This window comes from Anaerostipes sp. 494a (assembly GCF_001940315.1).
GTDB classification, from domain to species: Bacteria; Bacillota; Clostridia; order Lachnospirales; family Lachnospiraceae; genus Anaerostipes; species Anaerostipes faecalis.
The window spans coordinates 1,816,706-1,831,741 of the sequence record NZ_MJIF01000001.1 but is presented as its reverse complement, the minus strand read 5'-3'; the positions used below and the strand labels follow the sequence as shown (position 1 = coordinate 1,831,741).

Sequence of the window (15,036 nt, the reverse complement as noted above, 5' to 3'; positions counted from 1 at the left end):
ACCTGTTTTTTCCCTATTATACTCGAGAGCAATTTAAAAATCAAGCGAAAATGCGAACATACTTTCGTTTGCTTGTTCTTTCAAATTATTTATTATTGCTATGAATATATAATTTTTAATACAATTTCTTCCATAGCACTCTTTATATTGTTCATTTTCTCCACCCACTCCATCTGATTTTTAATCTTCAATTCTTCGGTGACCACCTGCTGTTTTGACATCTGTTTCATCAATATCTCTACCTGCTCTCTTGCTTCCCGGCCAACTGCATTCAGATGTGCTGTCAGCTTCCCGGTCATCAGTAAATACTGGTATCTTACCGGTCTGTGTTCTTTCAGAAACTGTTTTCGCAACATTCCATATTTTCCATATATTGGTTCTTCCTCGTTAATTACAAGATCCGGCAGGTAATAATCTCCATGCAGTGTATAACTTAATCCATTCTTTTCATCATAAATATGTTTTTTCATATCCTTACAACTCCATTCCTCTGTCTTTTTGTTTTATTTTTCTTCCGTTGCTGATTTTCCATCTCTCTCTTTTTCTCAGCCTATTCAAATGTCAAGACCTAATGTACAAAAAATATTATATAAAAATGTACAATTAATCTGTTTGTCTTAAATGATCCTTTAATCTGTTTGATTTACCAGATATTGGGATTACATGCGAATGGTGCGAAATCCTATCCATTATTGCATTTGTAACGACTGCGTCATAAAATATGCCATCCCACTCATTAAAGTTCATATTTGTTGTTAATATTGTGCTTTTTCTTTCATAGCACATATTTATAAGCTGAAAAAACAGATTTGAATCCTCTTTATCAATAGGCAGATATCCCAGCTCGTCAATTATGAGCAGTCGATAATGGCAAAAATGCTTTAATCTTGCATCAAGTCTGTTTTCTAGTTTGACTCTTTTTAGCTGTTGAAGCAGATCATTGCACTTTATAAATTACGTGCTTACCCGTTTTTTGCGGCGGAAATACCGATGGAAGTTGCTAAATGTGTCTTTCCGACTCCACTCGGTCCCAGAAATACGATATTTTCATTCTTTTCAAGGAAACCGAGACTTGCAAGTTCTCTCATTTCCTGTTCATTTACGCTTGGCTGAAATTCGAAATCGTAATCTTTCAGTTCTTATACAAAAGGAAATGCTGCAGCCTTTATCATTGATCTGGAAGCATTCTGTTCTTTAAAATCCACTTCATAATTGCTGAGTTTTAACAGCCCTTCCGTAAAGGATAATCCATTGGCTGTTACAAAATCCCGATTTTCATCAAGATGTAGTTTCATTTGTGATAATTTTTGCAAATCCAGATTTGCCGTTAACTGATTGTATGTACTGTTACTCATAATCATAAACCTTTCCTATCATTTTAAGATGGAACTTCTTGCCGAAAAGGCAGAGCATAAATCATTCTCCCATTCCGAAATGGACTTTTTTGATAATATCAGAGATTTCAAGAAGAATTATTTAAAACATTTGAAGAAAAAATTACTCCAGTGAATAAAATATTCACTGGAGTCGAGATTTATCCTTTATATTCATAACTGAAAAGTATTTACTTTTTATCTTCTTGAATCATATAATCTTGAACTCTTTTTCTTATATAATCCGTTTGTTTCTTATAGCTCATTATAAAGAGAATTATCCCTACAGCTAAAAACAATATTTGGAATACCATTCCTATTTGTCCAAATAATTTGACACAATATACTGATAATACTTCATATATTTTAATTATTAAAACACAAGCAAAAGTACTAACCATTGTACGATACACATTATTAGTTTCATTGAGAATTTTTATAAAAGAATATTTTTCCGATGCTCTACTATATTCTTCATATGGAGCACGATTTATGTAATTTTCTTTTAACTTACTTTCTTTGTTTTTTATTTTTATTTTTAACAATATATTTTCAATTACTACAGAACCAATACGACTAATGATTAGTCCCCAGAAATAATATATAAATAAATTCTCCCAAACACTTCCTGTGTCCAGTTCATAATTCGTTAAATATTTAACCATATAGCAAAAAGCAATTCCTGGAAAAAAATTATTAAAGATATTATAAGATGATATCTTTAATAACATACATTTTCCTATTTCTTCCACGACTTATCTCCTTTCCTTCATCAAACTCCGTACAGTCCGGAAACCCTATCAAAAGACAATTTTAATGCTGTTTCAAATCCCTTTTTCCGGTTTTTAAACATCAATCTATCCGATTTCGAAGTCATAAAACCAAACGTTCCAGCATCTCTTAATAGATTGGTATTCCGTAAAACATGATCATATATAAGTTCTAGGTCTTGCTTCGCATACCAAAGCCTTATATTCTTATTTTGCTGTCTCAGCAACCACAATATGTCTGTATCAAGATTTTCTCTATATACACATGTATTAGCAACTAAAAAATTCACATTAGAAACAAATCCTGTTCTGCATATTTCTACAACTTCATAATTATGTGCCGTAATATATATTCCGTTTAAGCCATCAAACGTATTACATATCAAAAATAGCTTTCCCTCATTGCAAAGCTTAAAATATTCCCAAGGAGTAGGCACAACCCCTGTTATATCATTAATAAACTTGAGTCGTGCCATCCTATTCTCTTTTGTCCCTATAATATCAGGATTTGTACTAAGTAAAAAATACACCTAAACGCACTCCTTTTGAACTTGTTGAAGAAGAGGCTAATTTCACAGGTAAAGAAACCACCCCATTCAAAGTATTAAAAGCAGCTTCATAATTTTCTTCTTTCATATAGTCAACCAATTCCGCTGAACCACCGCTAGTTTTTCCACTTCCGGTATTATCCGATATCAAATATTTCTTACTATAAGATGCATCCCCCAAACAATCAAGAATTGCAACACCATCCTGATACTGACCATGATGTGGAAACTGTATTATGTCATAAGAATCTAGATTTTTTAAATACTGAGGTGCTGCATCTCCACAAAGCAGTACTATATTCTGATTATCTAAGCAGAATTTTAATTGTACACTCGCTGCATTCATCACTGTTTCACCATTTATTGTACCGGTTCCATCCTCTTCTATTGCCGTAGCAACCACTTCAACAAATTCATCTTCTAATGGTCCTACAATTTGTGCCGTTGCCAAAGTAACTCCTTTGCTTGCATTTTTAACAGAAAACCCATATTCTTGTGCCTTTTCTACAATCTCTGCAATATTGTTAAATATTTCCAGAATGTGATCACAGATAGATTTTTTGCTTCTACGACCGTCGTCCAATAACTTTTCTACTTTGGATGCATGTTTCAAGTATAAAGAGGTATAAACTGTCGTTTCATACCCTTCACTCGCGAGATAATCTATTAGCGGAATAATTCCATCTGTGTGATCTGAATCATTGTGAGAAACAACAATATGAACTTCTTTAACTGAAGTATTATTTCTCAAAAAATCTCCTACTGCTTCTACATGTTTTTTATGACCACAGTCATATACAATTAACTGTGTAGAATTGCTTATCATGATACAATCCCCAAAGCGAGTATCCGTGTCGCCATTATAATGGCTTAATGCTTTTAATCTCATAAAAAAGCCTCCTTAAATTATTTTTATAACTTAAAGAAAGCCGATTTTCGCACATACGTTCCAATTGTCAAATTATCTCTATTGGGTTATAATAACTGTGCGAATAGTGTTTATAACACATAGAGAGCCGTTCGAAATGTATAGTTTTGATCGGTTTTCTTTTTTATTTCTGTAACTTCTCAAGTACTGCCTTTAATATTTCGGCATCTGTTGCAACAAGCCCTGTTTCTTCCAGTTCTTTGGCTGTATCAAAAATTAATTTCTTAATTTTCTCCCCTTTCTGTTCCTGCTCTTTTTTTCTGCCTTCAATTAACTGTTTCCGCCTTCTCATAAACGTTTCGTAATCCGTCTTTTCATATGATGAAGGATTCTTGAGTAATGTATCAAACACTCTGTAGAATTGAGCAAAATATGGAATTTGGTCATCACTAGCAATATCATCCAATTCACTTCTGTTAAGATATGTAAAATACTCTGCTAGCTTTTCAAAAATAACGTTTTGTCTATAACTTGTTATAAGCATATCAATAAATACGTACACAGATTGATTCCAATCTCCTTTGGCCATATCTTGGAGCATTCTTTCCTTTAATCTTGATACCATATCTGCTGCTCTGGCATCCAATTTATCCGTCCCTAATCTCTCATCTCTGTCCAGGAGATTCTTTAACCGCTTTAGTGTTTCTTGGAATGCTTCCAATTTCAATTCCTCACCAAATAAATTATCAAAAATTATCTGATATCGTTCTCTTGGAATTGTTTCTCCATTTTCGTATGCTGCAATATACGCATCTAGTGTTGGTCTTGAAAGTTTTATCTCATTTGCAAATTCTTGTTTTGATATACCAATTGTTTTAAGGTATTCTTTTATATTATTCATTAAATCAATCTAAACATCAAATAACAGATGCTTGTCTCCTTGTACTATTTAATTTCAACACCAAAATTTAGATGTTACACTTTTTCTTGTATCCATATATTACCACACTATTTTGTAAATGTCAAACTATTTTACTTTACATTTTACATTTTACATCATAACAATTATTATGTTCGGCACCGTTTTGGCAACGCTTATACTCAATTTTATTATTTCTGCACGTAAAAAGGGTTTCGAAGAAATCTCCGAAACCCTTGAATTTACTGAATAATTTTTAATTACTCGATGATAGATGCAACTCTACCTGATCCTACTGTACGTCCACCTTCACGGATAGCGAAAGATAATCCCTGAGCCATAGCGATTGGGTGAATTAATTCGATAGTCATTTCTACGTTATCACCAGGCATGCACATTTCTGTTCCTTCTGGTAATTCGATAACACCTGTTACGTCTGTTGTTCTGAAGTAGAACTGTGGACGGTAGTTGTTGAAGAATGGAGTATGACGTCCACCTTCATCTTTTGTTAATACGTAAACCTGAGCTGTGAATTTTGTATGACATGTGATTGATCCTGGCTGACAAAGAACCTGTCCTCTTTCGATTTCATCTCTCTGAACACCACGAAGTAATGCACCAATGTTATCTCCAGCCTGAGCTTCGTCTAACAGTTTACGGAACATTTCTACACCAGTTACAACAACTTTTCTTGTTTCTTCTTTGATACCAACGATTTCAACTTCGTCAGATACGTGAAGTACACCACTTTCTACTCTACCTGTAGCAACTGTACCACGTCCTGTGATAGAGAATACGTCTTCTACTGGCATAAGGAATGGTTTGTCTGTGTCACGTTCTGGATCTGGGATATAGCTGTCAACAGCATCCATCAGTTCCATGATTTTATCTCCCCATTCTCCGTTAGGATCTTCAAGAGCTTTTAAAGCAGATCCCTGGATTACAGGAATGTCATCTCCTGGGAATTCGTATTCATTTAATAATTCACGAATTTCCATTTCTACTAATTCTAATAATTCTTCATCGTCTACCATGTCACATTTGTTCATGAATACTACGATGTAAGGTACACCTACCTGACGAGAAAGCAGGATGTGTTCTTTAGTCTGAGCCATAACACCATCAGTTGCAGCTACTACAAGGATAGCACCATCCATCTGAGCAGCACCAGTGATCATGTTTTTAACGTAGTCAGCATGGCCTGGGCAGTCAACGTGAGCGTAGTGACGTTTTTCTGTTTCATACTCAACGTGAGCTGTAGAAATTGTGATACCACGTTCTCTTTCTTCTGGAGCTTTATCGATATTTTCGAAATCAACTGCTGCGTTTCCTTCTACACGAGCTGAAAGAGTTTTTGTGATTGCTGCTGTTAAAGTTGTTTTACCATGGTCAACGTGTCCAATGGTACCAATGTTACAATGAGGTTTGCTTCTCTCAAACTTTTCTTTAGCCATTTTAAATGTCCTCCTTATTACGCCCTTAGGGCAATACAATAATGATTTTACTACTTCAAAATAGTTGCCCCCAAAAGGGCTGTCCTAAATTTGATTATATTTCATTTACTTAAAGATTTCAAGCCTATTTTCTTGAAAATAGGGTTATTTCTTATTTATCAGCAAGTACTTTTTCCTGAACATTCTTTGGTACTGGTTCATATTTTTCAAAGAACATAGAATAGTTACCACGTCCCTGTGTTCTTGAACGCAGGTCTGTTGAATAACCAAACATTTCAGAAAGTGGTACAAATGCACGAACCATTTTTCCTCCGGCGATGTCATCCATACCTTCAATACGTCCACGACGTGAATTGATATCACCAATTACATCTCCCATGTATTCTTCAGGCATTGTGACTTCGACTCTCATGATTGGCTCAAGTAAGATAGCTCCTGCTTTCTGCATAGCTTCTTTAAATGCCATAGAACCAGCGATGTGGAATGCCATTTCACTGGAATCGACATCATGATAAGATCCATCATATACTGTAGCTTTAACACCAAGTACTGGGAATCCTCCTAAGATACCAGACTGAGCTGCTTCTTCGATACCTTCTCCAACTGCAGGGATATATTCTTTTGGAATAGATCCACCAACAACTGTAGATTCGAACTTGAACAGTTCTTCTCCGTTGGCATCCATAGGTTCAAAGTGTACTTTACAGTGTCCATACTGTCCACGACCACCAGACTGTTTAGCATATTTAGAATCAACATCAACAGCTTTTGTAAATGTTTCTTTGTATGCTACCTGAGGAGCACCTACGTTAGCTTCTACTTTAAATTCACGAAGCAGACGGTCAACGATGATTTCCAGATGAAGTTCTCCCATTCCGGAAATAATTGTCTGTCCTGTTTCCTGATCTGTATGAGCTCTGAATGTAGGATCTTCTTCAGCCAGTTTTGCAAGGGCTTCAGACATTTTACCCTGATCTCCCTTAGTTTTAGGTTCGATCGCTACGTCGATAACTGGTTCTGGGAATTCCATGGATTCCAGAATAACTGGATGCTGTTCATCACAGATAGTATCACCAGTTGTTGTTGATTTAAATCCAACAACAGCTCCGATATCACCAGAATATACTACATCTAATTCTTCACGTTTGTTAGCATGCATCTGAAGGATACGTCCAACACGTTCTTTTTTGTTCTTTGTTGCATTCAGTACATAAGAACCTGATTTCATTGTTCCAGAGTAAACTCTGAAGAAAGCAAGTTTTCCTACGAATGGGTCTGTCATAATCTTGAATGCTAAAGCTGAGAATGGTTCATCATCAGATGAATGTCTTTCAACTTCGTTACCATCTTCATCCACACCTTTGATCGCTGGGATGTCTGTTGGTGCTGGCATATATTCAAGAATTGCATCCAGAAGTTTCTGAACACCTTTGTTTCTATATGCAGAACCACAGCATACAGGAACAGCTTCACATTCACATGTAGCTTTTCTTAATGCAGCTTTTAAAGCATCAATAGATGGTTCTTCACCTTCAAGGTATTCCATCATTAAATCATCATCCAGTTCACAGATTTTTTCAATCAGTTCTGTATGATAAAGTTCTGCATCTTCCTGCATATCTTCTGGAATATCAGTAATGGAGATATCTTCTCCCTTTTCATCATTGTAGATGTAAGCTTTCATTTCAAACAGATCAATGATTCCCTGGAAATCGTCTTCTTTACCGATTGGCAGCTGAAGTACAACTGCATTAGCTCCTAAACGATCTTTGATCTGGTCTACTGCACCGTAGAAGTTAGCACCTAAGATATCCATCTTATTAATAAATGCCATTCTTGGTACATTGTATGTGTCAGCCTGACGCCATACGTTTTCGGACTGAGGTTCAACTCCGCCCTTTGCACAGAACACACCTACGGCACCATCAAGTACACGCAGAGAACGTTCTACTTCTACTGTAAAGTCAACGTGACCTGGAGTATCGATAATGTTAATACGATGTTCTTCAGCTCCTGCTTTTGGTTTGCAGTTTTCCTGAAGAGTCCAGTGACATGTTGTAGCAGCGGAAGTGATTGTGATACCTCTTTCCTGTTCCTGTTCCATCCAGTCCATGGTAGCAGTACCTTCATGAGTATCACCAATTTTATAGTTAACACCAGTATAATAAAGGATACGTTCAGTTAATGTTGTTTTACCAGCATCAATATGAGCCATAATACCAATATTTCTGGTTCTCTCTAATGGATATTCTCTTCCAGCCAAGGTTTTTTCCTCCTATTGTTTTTACGTGGAAGCATCCACGACAATCGCACAATAAATCTTTGAAAAAGATTAGAATCTGTAATGAGCGAATGCCTTGTTTGCTTCTGCCATTTTGTGCATATCTTCTTTTTTCTTTACAGATGCTCCAGTATTGTTTGCAGCATCAAGAAGTTCTTTTGCAAGACGTTCTTCCATTGTTCTTTCTCCTCTTTTACGTGAGAAAGTTGTTAACCAACGAAGTGCTAAAGCCTGTCTTCTGTCAGGTCTTACATCGATAGGTACCTGGTAAGTAGCTCCACCGATACGTCTAGCCTTTACTTCAAGAACTGGCATGATATTGTTCATAGCTTCTTCGAATACTTCGAGAGCTGGTTTACCAGTTTCCTGTTCTACACGGGCAAATGCTCCGTATACGATTTTCTGAGCAACTCCTTTTTTACCATCTAACATAATGTTGTTAATTAATTTTGTCACAACCTTATTGTTGTAAATAGGATCTGCTAATACGTCTCTTTTCGCAATATGTCCTTTACGTGGCACGGTTCTTCCCTCCTTAATAATAATTAATTCATCGGTACTCATACATTACTATGCGAAGCATACCTGACCCAGAGTCGGTCATAAAATACGGAATACTCCGTGAGTATACTTTGATTGCATGTTCGTGCAGGACTTTTATATCTCCTGTAACCTTTTGTAGGAAACAATAAAGTTCCGGCACAACTATACAAGGTAGCGCATATTTACGCTGCTTTGTACCAATTTAGTTTTGTTCTATTTTTTCTTAGGTCTTTTTGCTCCATATTTAGAACGAGCCTGCATTCTGTTAGCTACACCAGCTGTATCCAGTGTACCTCTAACGATGTGGTAACGAGTACCTGGTAAGTCCTTAACACGACCACCACGAATCAGAACAACACTATGTTCCTGTAAGTTATGTCCTTCACCTGGGATATAACTTGTTACTTCGATTCCGTTAGAAAGACGAACTCTGGCAATCTTACGAAGAGCTGAGTTAGGCTTTTTAGGAGTTGCAGTCTTAACAGCTGTACAAACACCTCTCTTCTGTGGAGAGCTTGTATTTGTTGATTTCTTCTTCAAAGAGTTAAATCCTTTCTGAAGTGCTGGTGCTGTAGACTTCTTTACAGATGTCTTTCTCCCTTTTCTAACTAATTGGTTAAAAGTTGGCATTGATTTCACCTCCATACATGTTTTCTACTGTGGTTACTTAAATTCACCTGGTTTCCACATGTCTCTTTAAACCTCTAAAAAGACACGCTAGGATATTATAAATCTCTAGCGTGTCTTTGTCAATACTTTTCTCCGGAATTATTATTGTACTTTTTTTAATAATTTATTTTGCGGATATCGGGAAAATCTCTGCCATCTTTCCTACTGCTAACAGAATGCTTTCTCGTCACACTCTGTCTTTCGCTTCCTGCAGCTTCTTTGTTTTCATGGCTATTTCCGTCTTCTCACTATTTTCTTATCATTGGATCGATTTCTTTACATCTGATCCTTCCAATAACATTATCCTTGGAGAATTGTTATGAGTTCTGATTTTAAATGCTCCACCGGTCAGTCGATACAATGATAAATCTTCTTTTCCTGATTTTCTGAATCCTGCTGATTCTCTATACTCTATTTATCTTTGAATCCTTTTTCATTCTCATAGAATCTTTCTTATCTGTTTGGATATTGTTTTGATTCTCCCTTGATTCTTCGACCTGCTCAAGTATCTGAAAATCTATGATTCTTATTCTCTTTGTATCTCCTTCTCCATGAGGTTGACTCCTTACCGTTCTATCCGTTCAAAGACTTGTATGATCCATCCTATGGATTACAATATCTTGTTAAGTCAGTCTCATCTTTCTCTTTTCCAATACTCAGATGATCGACTGCCGGTTTTAAAGATTCTAACCACGAATCTCTGGGAGCACTCTAGGCAACTTCTCCTTTCTATAAAAACTTATCTCTTTTTGTTGTCTTTATTATATCAATTTCTGATTAATTTGTCAAATTAAAAGTATATTCAGATTATTTAAGATTTCACCTGGTAAATTCAATTTATTTACATTCAATTGATATAGAGTTTATATGGTATTGAAAAATTTTTTACCGGCAAAAAAAGACAGGTTTTGTAAACCTGCCTTTTCTATTCCATTAATTCTTCGTGCTTTTTCGCATTTGTTCTGCATTTAATTCTTCCATCTCTGACAGCCTGTATCAACAACTCTGACAATCTTGGATCAAACTGTTTTCCCGCTTCTTCTTCCACTATTCTTAATACTTTTTCAAGAGGGAAACCATCTTTATAACTTCTTTTTGACAACATAGCATCAAAAGAATCTGCAATGCACAGCATTCTTCCCATCAGAGGGATATCTTCTCCCTTCATCCTTCTTGGATATCCCTTTCCATCATATCGTTCATGATGCCCCAGAACGGCTGGTATTACATAATCAAGAGATGGCAGATGTCTTATGATTCCAATGGAATTTTCCACATGAGTTTTAATAATTTCATATTCATCTTCTGTAAGTTTGCCTGGTTTATTAAGAATATTTTCGGGAATACCTATTTTCCCTATATCGTGCAGTAGTCCCGCTTCTCGCACAATATCAATGCAATTTTGATCCAATCCGTATATTTTCGCCAGTTCACCGGCATAATATGCCACATTTTTGGAATGATTAAACGTATAGTGATCCTTTGTATCAATGGCAGCGGTCAGTGCATATATCGTAGATGCATATTCTTTATAAGCACTTTTTCTCTGTTCCTGTTTCCCTTCGGTTCTTCGTTTTGATTCTCCTTCTGTATATATAAATACACCGTTTTTCCCTGAACGTTTCACATTATATACAGCCATATCAGTATTATGAATCAATTCTTTTTCTGTAGCTGCTGAATACGGAATTGCACTGATTCCACAGCTGACTGTCAATACTCTGAAAGAATAATCCTTTCGATTGGAATTCATCTGTCTGATCTGCCCGCTGATATTTTCTGCCAGATGTTTTGCCTCATATAAATTCTTTCCCGGAAGAATGATTCCAAATCTTTTCCCCTCATATCGGGCAACATATCCATTTTCTCCAACTGTAGCCCTGATAATCTCAGAAACCCTTATCAGTGCAGCATCTCCTTCCTGGTTACCGTACAGCTGATTATAAAGTTTAAAATCATCAATATCCACCATAACCAAAGCCAGAGAATCTTTTTTACATTTCATATATTCACTGTGCAAAAGCTCATAGAAACATTTCCGGTTGTATAATCCTGTAAGCTCATCTTTTCTGGCTTCTTCATAGGCTTTTTCATATAGCCTTGAATTCTTCACTGCAATGGCAGAAATAGATTCAACAGATTCCAGAAAATTAAGATCCTCAAATGTAAATTCTTTATACTTTTCTTTATGTTCCAGCATGACAATTCCAATAAGATCATCTTCATCTTTTAGCGGAAGAAAACACTCTATCTTCCATTCAGATAAAAGCCTTTTTTCATCTTCCCACATGGACTTATAGGAAGATGTACATTTAAAATCTTTCATAAGGAGACTTCCATCATGATTCTGTAAATATCGTACTACCGGATGATCTTCTGACATTCGCAACGACCTTCTGTCCAGTCTGCTGGTTGTATGAAATACTTCATAATTATGATTATCATCTGCAATACAGATATATACCTTTTCAACCTGTACCGTTTTCTGGATTACTTCAACCATGGCATCCAGAATTCCTCTGATATTAAGGGACTTAGATACCTGCATACTAAATTTTCTTAGATTTTCCGTTTGTGCCAGTTCTTCTTTTTCACAGATTTTATCAAAAAACATTTGAATTGCATGATAAAATGTCATTGAAACAATCATGACGATCAATATAATAATAATTCCAGAATATTTTTCTGACACATTTTCCACAATAAAATCTTTTAAAGGCGTTGCCATATAATAATACAAAATTACCACAAGACCCATAGAGAGAATATAGCAGTTTCCTTTTGATATCAAAAGAGTCAGCTTGCATATCCTCTTAGCATACAGTGCATAAAAAATAAAAATGATATTAATGATTCCAGATAGCAGGTCTATAGGAAATCCTTGAAAAAATGGTAACAACAGACAAACATGCCCCACAAAAAGAACCAGAATTCCTATCAAAATCGGAGTCAGCTGTTTTGTTACAAAATCGTTTCTCTTCCAGTAGAAAATCGTCACCTGCATCATTCTTAAAATTACAATGACACAAAATGCAAACAAAATCACAACCTGCCAATGCATCGTATAAACAAAAGTAATTTTTCCGTTATCTTCTATTGGTCTCGGTGTTGCCAGAATCCATTCTGTAGCTGCATTTACTACCAGAATCACCGTCGTTATTACAAATAAGATTTTCTTATTTGTCCGGTTAACTGCAAGAAATTCCTCAATAAAATTTAAAAAGCCCAATGGCATAAATAACATTCCGGTCAGTGATATATGAAACCAGAACCTTACAGAAGGCCACATCATTTGCCTCATGGCAAAAGAACCACCGGTCCAGGCAATCATAACGATCAGGAGATAAATAAATGAGTTAATTAATTTTGTTTTTTTTGCTGCCACAAATGCCATTAAGAAGAATACATATCCTATCAGAGCAGTAATTGGAATAATCGAAAAACTATTCATAGCTGATACCTCCTCTTTCTGCTACATAATCTTCCAAAAGAACAGCTGTTTCCTGATAAGGAGGATTCACTCTCCTGACCAGCTGTTTTCCACGGCTTTCAAATTTATCAAAAGTCCCGCATTTTAAAATCGTTATTTCCAGTGGGTCTATTCCTAAAATTCTCTTTAAATCTTTATAGTCCTGATCCAAATATTTAAAATATACACTTAAATGATTTTTTAAGATTTCTTTGTTGATCGCAATAGTTTCCAGACTTTCTTTTTCCATTTCCACATATAAATGCAGATATGGACGATTGTTTTCTGTATATTCTTTCAAAGCCACCCAGTTTTTAATCGGCAGACCAGATAACTGAATCACATCCGAAATTGAATTTTCTGAAATTCGTGTAAACCCTCCAATGTCAATGATTGTAGGTATACGATCCACATACTGAAAACGAGGAATAACTGTCTCATCTTCTTTATTCTTAAGCCCTACACACCGATACACATCGCCTACACGATACCTCGCAAAAGCTCCGCCCTTTAAAACTGTAATAGCAATCTCATATTTTTCTCCAGGTATAACTTCATCCATTAAAAATGTTTTTGGCTGGTATTCCGGATCAATAAAACTTTTTTCCATTTCACTTTCCGGAATAAATTCATAAAAACATGCATCCGGAAAGAAATACATGCCATTGCGCGTCCAGGTTTCCGTCCCGATACAGGTTGGCTCTGTTCCTGCAAAGAGTTCCATTGGTCGAACTCCCCATAATTCTTCAAGATCATCTTTATAACAGTAATTATCTGTTCCTGCACACATAAATCCTTTCAGCTTAAATAAATCCTTTGGTTTCAGCTGACGATTTTCTTTTCGGCATTTTTGTTTTGCACGAATTAGCTTTATTATCATTGATGGAGAAAGTTTAGAAAGCGTTTCGATGATTCCCTTTTTTTCTCCACTCTTTTTCTGCATGTCTGCAATACTCAGACTTACGAAATATGCTACACTGCCAAGTCCAAAGAAAAATTCAATTCCTTCGCTTAGCCCCATTTTAAATCCTTTTACATTTCGTTCTCCAAAAGACATTTTTACAGCATCTTTCACCGGTGGCAGAAAACCAATATTAATCTGATCTTTTAATGCGAGAGGAAAAAGACCTGTAGCATATGGAAGAGGTGCCAATGCATATAGAATATTATCAGTTACTTTAACATCAAATTCACCCTTTTGATTACTTGTGGATAAAATCAGGCAGGCAAGTACGTTATGTGTATAAGTATCCAGCATACTCCTTGTATAAGGAGCAACTTTTATAGGATGTTTTCCGCCTTCCCATGTGGTCTGAATCCATATAATCGGCTCATCCGGCAGCATTTCTTTCTGTTTCGACAGTAAAACATCTGCATAATCCTCATAAGTGGTTAAAGGAACCATTTGACGAAATTCATCAATATCACGCGGCATTTTACCGTCTAAAATATCCTGTCCAAGTTTTGAATTGCACCACAAAGACATCTGTTCCATTAACAGACGTTTTTGAATGTGCATATAATCTTCCATAGAAAGATCAAGAAATCCACAATATTCATCCCAGATTTCCTTTCTATCCCTTTCTCTTAACTTTTCTTCGAACTTCATCATCTCTCCCCTTTCCGGAGTATATTGTATTCCAGCATTTTTTTATGCTATCCTTCGTCGGAATAAGAAAAGGTGTTGTGTTTTTATATTCATCATATCCGGCAAGTGTTTTGGGAAAAGTCCAGCAATCCTGAAGCACTACATATGCTATATTCAAAATGCTGTATACAATTCCAATTAAAATAACTGTGAAAGAATTTAAAAATCCTCCCAGAAAAACATAAAAGAAAAACATCCAAAGGACTCCTGGATGCCTGCATAACGAATAAATCCCACCTGTATATACACAAGCAGGACCTTCCATCTCCCTATAGGTTTTATCAAAAGGAAGGGCAAAAAAAAGTGTATAAATAAATAGCAGAAATGAAATAATCGTGAGCAATAAACATATCCACTGTATCATATGAATCTTTTCACTGGAAAAAAACTTGATGGTAAATAAAACAGTAGAGACTGCCAATATCATACAACCGGCAAAAAAACTTTTATGCAAAACCTTATCCTGCCATAAAACACTGTTTATATCGTACAGA

At 35.8% G+C, this 15,036-nt stretch carries 14 protein-coding genes; all 14 read right to left on the bottom strand.

Annotated features, from left to right (window positions below; all coding sequences use genetic code 11):
- Positions 1-98: 98 nt before the first annotated feature.
- The 14 genes from BHF70_RS09115 to BHF70_RS09060 all read right to left on the bottom strand — a co-directional run bounded on the left by BHF70_RS09115 (position 99) and on the right by BHF70_RS09060 (position 14,503).
- Positions 99-470: a TnpV protein gene (locus tag BHF70_RS09115; protein WP_075759924.1), complete on the bottom strand. Its 372-nt coding sequence runs from the start codon at positions 468-470 to the stop codon at positions 99-101.
- Between the two features lie 133 nt (positions 471-603).
- Positions 604-951, bottom strand: coding sequence for an ATP-binding protein (locus BHF70_RS12785; protein WP_442855744.1), 348 nt, complete (start codon positions 949-951; stop codon positions 604-606).
- Between the two features lie 11 nt (positions 952-962).
- Positions 963-1,136 carry an ATP-binding protein gene (locus BHF70_RS12780; RefSeq protein ID WP_442855743.1) on the bottom strand — a complete coding sequence of 58 codons (174 nt, stop codon included), beginning with the start codon at positions 1,134-1,136 and terminating at the stop codon, positions 963-965.
- 3 nt (positions 1,137-1,139) lie between these two features.
- On the bottom strand, positions 1,140-1,355 hold the full coding sequence (locus BHF70_RS12775) for a hypothetical protein (RefSeq protein WP_278277197.1): 216 nt from the start codon (positions 1,353-1,355) through the stop codon (positions 1,140-1,142).
- 209 nt (positions 1,356-1,564) lie between these two features.
- On the bottom strand, positions 1,565-2,125 hold the full coding sequence (locus BHF70_RS09105; protein WP_083638392.1) for a hypothetical protein: 561 nt from the start codon (positions 2,123-2,125) through the stop codon (positions 1,565-1,567).
- A 20-nt stretch (positions 2,126-2,145) separates the two neighbouring features.
- Entirely contained in the window at positions 2,146-2,673 is a 528-nt protein-coding gene (locus BHF70_RS09100) for a hypothetical protein (RefSeq protein ID WP_075759923.1), read from the bottom strand.
- On the bottom strand, positions 2,657-3,580 hold the full coding sequence (locus BHF70_RS09095) for a hypothetical protein (RefSeq protein ID WP_075759922.1): 924 nt from the start codon (positions 3,578-3,580) through the stop codon (positions 2,657-2,659). Before BHF70_RS09095 ends, BHF70_RS09100 begins: the two co-directional genes overlap by 17 nt.
- Positions 3,581-3,743: 163 nt before the next feature.
- Positions 3,744-4,460, bottom strand: a complete 717-nt coding sequence (locus BHF70_RS09090) for a helix-turn-helix domain-containing protein (protein ID WP_075759921.1) — start codon at positions 4,458-4,460, stop codon at positions 3,744-3,746.
- A gap of 278 nt (positions 4,461-4,738) precedes the next feature.
- On the bottom strand, positions 4,739-5,932 hold the full coding sequence (tuf, locus tag BHF70_RS09085) for an elongation factor Tu (RefSeq protein ID WP_075759920.1): 1,194 nt from the start codon (positions 5,930-5,932) through the stop codon (positions 4,739-4,741).
- Positions 5,933-6,083: 151 nt separating this feature from the next.
- Complete coding sequence (fusA, locus tag BHF70_RS09080) at positions 6,084-8,195, bottom strand: elongation factor G (RefSeq protein ID WP_075759919.1); 2,112 nt, start codon at positions 8,193-8,195, stop codon at positions 6,084-6,086.
- A gap of 69 nt (positions 8,196-8,264) precedes the next feature.
- Positions 8,265-8,735 (bottom strand): 30S ribosomal protein S7, encoded by a 471-nt coding sequence (gene rpsG / locus BHF70_RS09075; protein WP_192846105.1) that lies wholly within the window; start codon positions 8,733-8,735, stop codon positions 8,265-8,267.
- Positions 8,736-8,969: 234 nt separating this feature from the next.
- Positions 8,970-9,386: a 30S ribosomal protein S12 gene (gene rpsL, locus BHF70_RS09070; RefSeq protein ID WP_075759918.1), complete on the bottom strand. Its 417-nt coding sequence runs from the start codon at positions 9,384-9,386 to the stop codon at positions 8,970-8,972.
- Positions 9,387-10,350: 964 nt separating this feature from the next.
- Positions 10,351-12,876, bottom strand: coding sequence for an HD domain-containing phosphohydrolase (locus BHF70_RS09065; RefSeq protein WP_075759917.1), 2,526 nt, complete (start codon positions 12,874-12,876; stop codon positions 10,351-10,353).
- Positions 12,869-14,503 carry a GH3 family domain-containing protein gene (locus tag BHF70_RS09060; RefSeq protein WP_075759916.1) on the bottom strand — a complete coding sequence of 545 codons (1,635 nt, stop codon included), beginning with the start codon at positions 14,501-14,503 and terminating at the stop codon, positions 12,869-12,871. The genes BHF70_RS09065 and BHF70_RS09060 overlap by 8 nt, the downstream gene beginning before the upstream one ends.
- Positions 14,504-15,036: the final 533 nt, after the last annotated feature.